The following is a 7,135-nucleotide window of genomic DNA, read 5'->3' on the forward strand; positions in this document are numbered from 1 at the left end:
CCCCTAAACAGCCTATGGTTCTCCTACCAATCCATCCTCTACAGTGAAACACATCCTGAGGTAGGCGAGGACGAAGTGGCCAAGATTGTCAAGGAACGTTATCCTATTCCCCAAAACTTCAACTTCATGATGTTCAGGGAATAGCATGGACAATAGGGTCTTAGCAGTATCGCGAATAGGGAAGAAGATCCCTTCTACCCTAGCGAAGAGCCCAGATCAAGGCCCTGCTGATATTTCTTCATGAACACTTCAAATGTTGATTCAGGAATGGGCTGCGTAAAATAGTTACCCTGCACATACTTGCATCCAAGTGCCATGGCAGCATCGAGAACAACCTTGTTTTCAATTCCCTTTGCAAGAATTTCAACATCACCCTTCTCTGCTGCCTCTTTCAATGCCGCATATACCTGTTGCAGCTGAGGCGAGAATGCCCTGAAATCCAGCTTGATGATATCAAAGTCAGCTCTCACCAATGCTTGGAGATCAAACGCCGTCTCAGTAAAGACGTCAAGGGAAACCCTGAATCCAGTTTCTCTTAGTTCCTTGATTACCAACAGGGATTCAGGAAATGCCAAGGCAGAGTCCTTGATATCAAACTCTATCTGGGAGGGATGCAATCCATGCTGCTCCGCTAGAAAGAACATACGTTTTGCAAACCCCTTCTTCAGACTCTCATCACTCACATTGATTACCGTCTTGAAGGTATAAGGGACAATCCTCGCCATCATCATGCGACGAATGATTGAAAACGTCTTTGATATAATGGTCAAATCAATGGTGGTGATGTGGTGCAATTCACAAGCTACATCCCTGAACACCTGTGCTGATAACACCCTGAAGCCTCCAAGCTGCCATCTGGCCAAGCTCTCAGCACCCACAACGGAGAAGGAAGCAGGATCGATGACCGGCTGGAAGAATGGATTGAACTCATCTTCCCATCCTTCGGTCAGGAATCCCTGTTTACACTCATCAATGTCCAGCTTTCTCGCCCGTATCACTTCATCAGCTACAAGGAATTTCTTGCGACTCTTCCTTGCCGTTTCCTCGGTAACATAAGCCAGATCGACAAGTTGCTCGAGGGTATCCATACGATACCGCAGACCAGAGGAAGCACACCCAACTGTTACCGCGAATGGAGGCAGCCTGCTCGTATCCATGGAACCAAGCAATCCATTGAGACGGTCAGTGATGGTTTGACATACGATGGTCTGGTACTCAACTTTCTCCTTCTCATCGACTTCGGTTGATGAGGGAAAATCCCGGAGTATGGCAAACTCATCATGAGTCATCCTCTGGACATTCCCCACCCCAAAATAGCCCATCAGCTCTTGCGTACAGCAAGTATACACCACTTCCAGTTCCTGACGATCAACGCAGGATTGGAAAACTCCTCTTGCATGGATGGAAACGTAGAGGCAGAAAACCGAGTCCAAATTGGCTTGATGACTTTTCAGCCATCTTGTAAGCGACCTGTTGGAAAATCCCCAGGGCCCTGTTTTTCCAGAAATCAGGAACCCAATGCTTATACTGATGAGGAATAGCAAGGCAAAGAAGATACTGAGAATAAATCTTGTGTAGTAAAGACTGGTCAATAGAGCGAGGAAGAAGACACTTCCAACTACCATACAGTGACGTTGCATGATTCTCATAAGGCGTTCCTTTTCAGTAGAAATTGGGGATCAGACCTTTCCTTCCAATTCAGGAAAGAAAGGTCTGCGCTCATCCCTTCACTTAATCGGTTGGCTTTACGAAATAGCTTCCCCGGTTCTTCAGCAAAAGCTTGGTTCCATCAACCACTGCCGTCATGGGACGCTTGGAGATGTGGAAATCCATACCAACCTTACGATGGAGGAACTCATCAACACCATCGATTATTGCTCCTCCTCCACTGATATAAATGCCGTTCACGATAATATCGGATGAGAGCTCAGGTGGAGTATTCTGCAGCACTTTCAATACCATGGTGGCGATTGATTCAAATGGCTTGACCAGAACATCACGAATTTCATCCTCAGTAATCGTGATTTTCTTGGGTAGTCCGGTAACTACATCACGTCCACTCACCCAGGTCTCCTTCGGTTCCTCAATCTTCTGTCTCAAGGAACCAATTTCCACCTTGATCCGCTCAGCAGTTTTCTTACCAATGAGCAGGCCATGCTTATACTGCATATGGTCCATGATCTCACCATCAAAATAGTTACCTGCAATACGATTGGACTCAGATACCACAATATCGCCCAAGGAGAGTACCCCAATATCGGTAGATCCTCCGCCAATATCAATGATCATCGATCCGTTACTGCTGAAGATATCAAGGCCTGACCCGATCGCTCCAGCTTTCACTTCCTGCTCAATGAATACATCCTTGACCCCGAGCTTGTTGCCCAGATCCATGAACGAATCCCGTTCCAACTGGGTTACCTCAGAAGGACAGCAGAGCAGAAGCGTTGACTCTGTGATATCGATATTGATGTTCTCAATCTTATGCAGGGAGATCTCAATGAGTTTCTTGGTAGCCTCGATGTCAGAAATGACACCTTGGTTCAGCGGGCTTACAATCTTGATACCATGATGACCCTTTCCGATCATGTTGGCCGCCATGGTTCCTGTAGCCAGTACCTCATTGGTCTCATAGTCAAATGCGATAACCGAAGGTTCATTGGTGATGATCACTTCTCCTTCGACATAGACCAGGATGTTAGCAGTTCCCAAGTCTATTCCAATATTTTTCCCAACTACACTTTTTGTCTCTTTCTCTTGTTTTCGGATGGTGATTGCCATGATGAAAATCTCCTACAGTTGAAGCGGATTAACGAGGTAGTCTCCGCGGTTTTTCAGTAAATACTTAGTACCTTCTGCAACACAAGTAAGCGGGTTCTGGACCACTTTCACAGGAACCTGAATCCGTTCCTTGACGTATTCCTCAATTCCCCGAATCAAGGCACATCCACCGGTAAGAAGGATTCCATGCTTGTAGATATCTGCTGAGAGCTCCGGTGGGGTATCCTTCAATACACCAGTAATAAGTTTTACTATTTCATCGAATACGGGATTCAGTACCGTCTGGACTTCCTGGGTTGAAAGCATGACCCATTTGGGAATCCCCTTCACCATATCCCTTCCTGCATATCGATTCACGACATTTTTTGCATCCACATGCAAGTCACCCAATTCAATCTTCATTTTCTCGGCGGTCAGTTCCCCGATCTCAACACTTTGGGTCTTTTTTACATATTTGGAGATTTCATCATCCATGAAACTTCCTGCTTTCCGTATGGTACGGGAAAGCACAATATCACCAAAAGAAATAATACCGACATCTGTAGTACCACCACCGATATCGACTACCATCACTCCTTTGGATTTGAAAATATCAACACCAGCTCCCAGTGCACCTGACTTGATCTCTTCCTCGATGAACACATCGGTGATCTTCATCTTGGCTGCAAGATCAGCCATAACATCGCGTTCAATCTTTGTCACTTCAGACGGACAACAGATCACACAGGTAGTCTTTGAAAGATCTTTCTCTGTGAGATTCTCAATCTTTCCAAGCACATACGTCAGCAAAGCCTTTGCTGCGCGCATATCTGAGATAACACCATTCTTCAATGGTTTTATCACTGCAATTTTGGAGTGGACCTTACCCAACATTCTATGGGCATCCTCTCCAGCCGCTACGATTTTCCCGGATTCCCTATCAAACGCAATTACTGCAGGTTCATTGAATATGATTCCTTTTTTTTCAAGGAACACCAATAAATTTGCGGTTCCGAGATCTATTCCCAACCCAAGTTTGTCATGTACCATTGCTGCACTCATTCTTATACCCTTCCTATAGTTCACTATAAAAATGCCGATTTGTCATTTTGAGCATCTTCTTGCATCCATCTATCACCGCAGAGAGAGGTACCTCAGAGAGATATACCGGAATCTGGGCAATATCAGTGAAATACTCCTTGATTCCAGGAATCTGTGAGCAACCACCTGTCAACAGAATCCCAGAATCAACCAAATCCCCTGCCAGCTCTGGAGGTGTCTCTTCCAGGGTTGCCAGCAAGATGGACTTAATGGGATCAAAGCAATTGAGAAGCACTTCCCTGATTTCCTCAGGGTGCAGGAGAATCTGCCGAGGAAGACCAGTGACCAGGTCACGGCCCATAGCCTCAGTCACAACAGGAGCACCATCTTCATCTACTGGGAAAGGTCCAGTGAGAGAAGCAAGCGAAATCTTGATTCTTTCTGCTGTCTGATTTCCGATCTCCAGCTTATGGCTGGTTTTCACATAGTCGATGATTTGTTTGTCAAAATAATCGCCGGCAATCTTGATTGATTTGGAGAGTACCACTTCCCCAAGCGACAGAATCCCAAAATCCGTCGTACCACCACCAATATCAATCACCATATGCCCTCTTGGTGCAAAGATATCTACACCAGAACCAAGAGCACCTGCCTTTATCTCTTGTTCAATTTCGGTATTCTGGATTCCAAGTCCGTGGCCAAGCTCGATAATCGCCTCTTTCTCTGTGTTGGTAATTTCTGAAGGAATACAGATCAAGAGCCTGCTGATCGAATCCAAGTTCGAAAGAAAAATCTTGTCCAAGGTAAAGAGGAGAATTTCTCGGATCAGTTGAATGTCTGAGATTACTCCTCCCTGTAGTGGCCTGGCTACCTCAACCTTGCTATGGGTCTTCCCATCCAGTTTTGCTGCTTCGTACCCAACTGAGACTACATTACCAGTTGCCTTGTCAATTGCAATGATCGAAGGTTCATTGAACAGTGTACCTTGCCCTTCAACATAAATGAGAAGGTTCGAGGTACCTAAATCGACACCCACTGATAAATTTGTTTTTTCCTTCATGTTTTCCCTCCAGCGGAAATTTCCAAAATATCAAAAGCAAAAATGCTTCTAATTCAAAACTTCAACGTCTCAGATGTATTTTTTTTGTAACCTTATCCAATGCATATCTGTTTTAAAACTCCGCTTCAGTAAATCACACACAAATTTGGCTGTCAAGAATAAAATTTTATATTTTTCTTTATAATACAAGGACTTATAACATATGTCAGTGACATAAGTTGTGCTCAAGAATACACTGTTTGGACACGTGTCAATACGTATTTATATGCATTTTGTATTCAATCTATTATGTATTAATAGTTTGTGTTATTACCATACAATTATCGATGTAAGAGCAATTGTGACAAATGGCAAATGTCTGGTTATTAATAAATTTACATTACTTTTGTACTATCAGCATGACAAATGGTTTGAATGGCGTTCTTGAGGAATATGAATACAAAAAAAAAGGCCTCATCCACCTATAATGCTACAGGTATTTGTAGGGATTTAGGATAGGTATAGTACCAATATTTTCTTGTCTGAGGTATATAAATCATGAAATTTGGAAGGGTATAGACAACGGGAGCTACCGTAGATTTTCGGTAACTCCCGCACTCTCTCCTGAGGAACTATTAGGCTATCATTCCAAAAACAAATCCTGCCAAGGTGGAAAAGAAAACTACTAAAGCTATGTAGACCGCAGTCTTCTTGAATCCCAATTCTCCACCAATGACCAGCATAGATGGAAGGGAGAGGCTTGGACCGGCAAGCAATAATGCCAGTGCTGGACCTTGACCCATTCCTGCTCCCAATAGCCCTTGTACGATGGGAATTTCTGTGAGGGTTGCAAAGTACATGAATGCCCCGGAAATTGCTGCAAAGAAATTGGCGAAGAGAGAGTTCCCTCCCACCAATGATGCAACCCATGCCGTTGGGATAAGTGCTTCCTGACCGGGTCTACCCAGCAGGAATCCAGCAACCAACACGCCAGCGAAGAGCAAGGGAAGAATCTGGAGTGCAAAGTCCCTGGTTGCTCCGCCCCACTCTTTCATCTCATCCTTGGTGAACCATCTGATCAAGGCGTATGCCAATAGCAAGGCAAACACCCCGGTAATCCAATACTTGGACTCATAGATAAAATCCCAAATGGTACTTGAACCCTGGCTTGGTGCCCAGTTGAGAAAAACCAGGATACCGATCATGGAAACCATGTAGAGAGCCATCTGGGGAAGGGAACGTGCATCAGGGCCCCCCATATCCTTGAACAGGCGCTCGTCAGCGAGCCGTTTCTCGTCCTCCTTGCGGAAGATCATATGCATGAGCAATCCGATCACGAAGGCAAAGACGATGGCTACAATCATTCTGGTCAATCCCATCTTCCATCCAAACACTTTATAGGAAAGAATAATCGCCAAAATATTGATCGAGGGGCCACTATAGAGGAAGGAGACTGCGGGACCAAGTCCTGCACCCTTCTTGTAGATGCCCTTGAAAAGAGGCAATACCGTACAGGAACAGACTGCCAGGATTGCCCCTGAAACAGAAGCAACTGAATACGCCACCAGTTTCTTCGCCTTAGGACCGAGATATTTCATTACAGCCTGCTGGTTGAGAAATACCACAACAGCCCCTGCAATGAACATCGCCGGAACTACACAGAGCAACACATGCTCATGTGCATAGTCGGCCAGCATGAGGAACGCTTCCTGAATTGCCCCTGCAACACGCGGATGGGTGAAGGGAGTAAAAAAGATTGCCAGGAAAATCCCGGCTATCATCAGAAGTTTCTTGTTAGGAGTAAGTTGCTTCATCGCCATTGGAGCACCTCCATGGGAACAAGGAATTGCATTACAGACTCTCCTTGATCAATGAAAGCACCTGATCTTTGTTCAGCACCTTCCCCATGCTTTTCACATCGCCATCAATTGCGAGGGCGGGGGTCATCATGACACCCATATCCATGATTTCGTCGAGGTCGGTAACCTTCACAATCGTTGCAACGATGTTTCCCTCTTCAACTGCTTTGACAGCATTTGCTTCCAATGTCTTGCATTTGGGACATCCTGTCCCGAGTATCTGTATGACCATGTGTTCATCTCCTATGTTTCCATTATTGGAAACTATTATTGCAATGTCAACCAGATTCATTGACAAAGTTTCCATTTTTTGCAACATTGCAACCATGAACGAATATGATGCTGCACAGTTTGAAGATACTGCAAAACGTTTCAAGACGCTTGGCCACCCAATGAGGCTTGCTATTATTGAGGCGCTCTTTTCTCGTTCCTACTG

6 protein-coding genes are annotated in these 7,135 nt (G+C 45.0%); all 6 read right to left on the reverse strand.

Going from position 1 to position 7,135, the window contains the following annotated elements; translation table 11 throughout:
- Positions 1 to 194: 194 nt before the first annotated feature.
- The 6 genes from JF818_RS08660 to JF818_RS08685 all read right to left on the reverse strand — a co-directional run bounded on the left by JF818_RS08660 (position 195) and on the right by JF818_RS08685 (position 6,931).
- Positions 195 to 1,649: an EAL domain-containing protein gene (locus JF818_RS08660; protein ID WP_198891617.1), complete on the reverse strand. Its 1,455-nt coding sequence runs from the start codon at positions 1,647 to 1,649 to the stop codon at positions 195 to 197.
- Positions 1,650 to 1,731: 82 nt separating this feature from the next.
- Positions 1,732 to 2,781 (reverse strand): rod shape-determining protein, encoded by a 1,050-nt coding sequence (locus tag JF818_RS08665; RefSeq protein WP_198891618.1) that lies wholly within the window; start codon positions 2,779 to 2,781, stop codon positions 1,732 to 1,734.
- Positions 2,782 to 2,793: 12 nt separating this feature from the next.
- Positions 2,794 to 3,822 (reverse strand): rod shape-determining protein, encoded by a 1,029-nt coding sequence (locus tag JF818_RS08670; protein ID WP_198891619.1) that lies wholly within the window; start codon positions 3,820 to 3,822, stop codon positions 2,794 to 2,796.
- A 13-nt stretch (positions 3,823 to 3,835) separates the two neighbouring features.
- Positions 3,836 to 4,861 carry a rod shape-determining protein gene (locus JF818_RS08675; RefSeq protein WP_198891620.1) on the reverse strand — a complete coding sequence of 342 codons (1,026 nt, stop codon included), beginning with the start codon at positions 4,859 to 4,861 and terminating at the stop codon, positions 3,836 to 3,838.
- Between the two features lie 614 nt (positions 4,862 to 5,475).
- Positions 5,476 to 6,660 (reverse strand): permease, encoded by a 1,185-nt coding sequence (locus JF818_RS08680; protein ID WP_198891621.1) that lies wholly within the window; start codon positions 6,658 to 6,660, stop codon positions 5,476 to 5,478.
- Positions 6,661 to 6,691: 31 nt separating this feature from the next.
- Positions 6,692 to 6,931: a thioredoxin family protein gene (locus JF818_RS08685; protein WP_198891622.1), complete on the reverse strand. Its 240-nt coding sequence runs from the start codon at positions 6,929 to 6,931 to the stop codon at positions 6,692 to 6,694.
- Positions 6,932 to 7,135 lie beyond the last annotated feature (204 nt).

Origin of the sequence: Sphaerochaeta sp. S2 (assembly GCF_016406725.1) — a bacterium.
Classification (GTDB): Bacteria; Spirochaetota; Spirochaetia; order Sphaerochaetales; family Sphaerochaetaceae; genus Sphaerochaeta.

Excerpts from the sequence above, each read along its gene's own strand:
- JF818_RS08670 (WP_198891619.1), bottom strand. The coding sequence starts at position 3,822 with ATGAGTGCAGCAATGGTACATGACAAACTTGGGTTGGGAATAGATCTC.
- JF818_RS08680 (WP_198891621.1), bottom strand. The coding sequence starts at position 6,660 with ATGGCGATGAAGCAACTTACTCCTAACAAGAAACTTCTGATGATAGCC.
- JF818_RS08665 (WP_198891618.1), bottom strand. The coding sequence starts at position 2,781 with ATGGCAATCACCATCCGAAAACAAGAGAAAGAGACAAAAAGTGTAGTT.
- JF818_RS08685 (WP_198891622.1), bottom strand. The coding sequence starts at position 6,931 with ATGGTCATACAGATACTCGGGACAGGATGTCCCAAATGCAAGACATTG.
- JF818_RS08660 (WP_198891617.1), bottom strand. The coding sequence starts at position 1,649 with ATGAGAATCATGCAACGTCACTGTATGGTAGTTGGAAGTGTCTTCTTC.
- JF818_RS08675 (WP_198891620.1), bottom strand. The coding sequence starts at position 4,861 with ATGAAGGAAAAAACAAATTTATCAGTGGGTGTCGATTTAGGTACCTCG.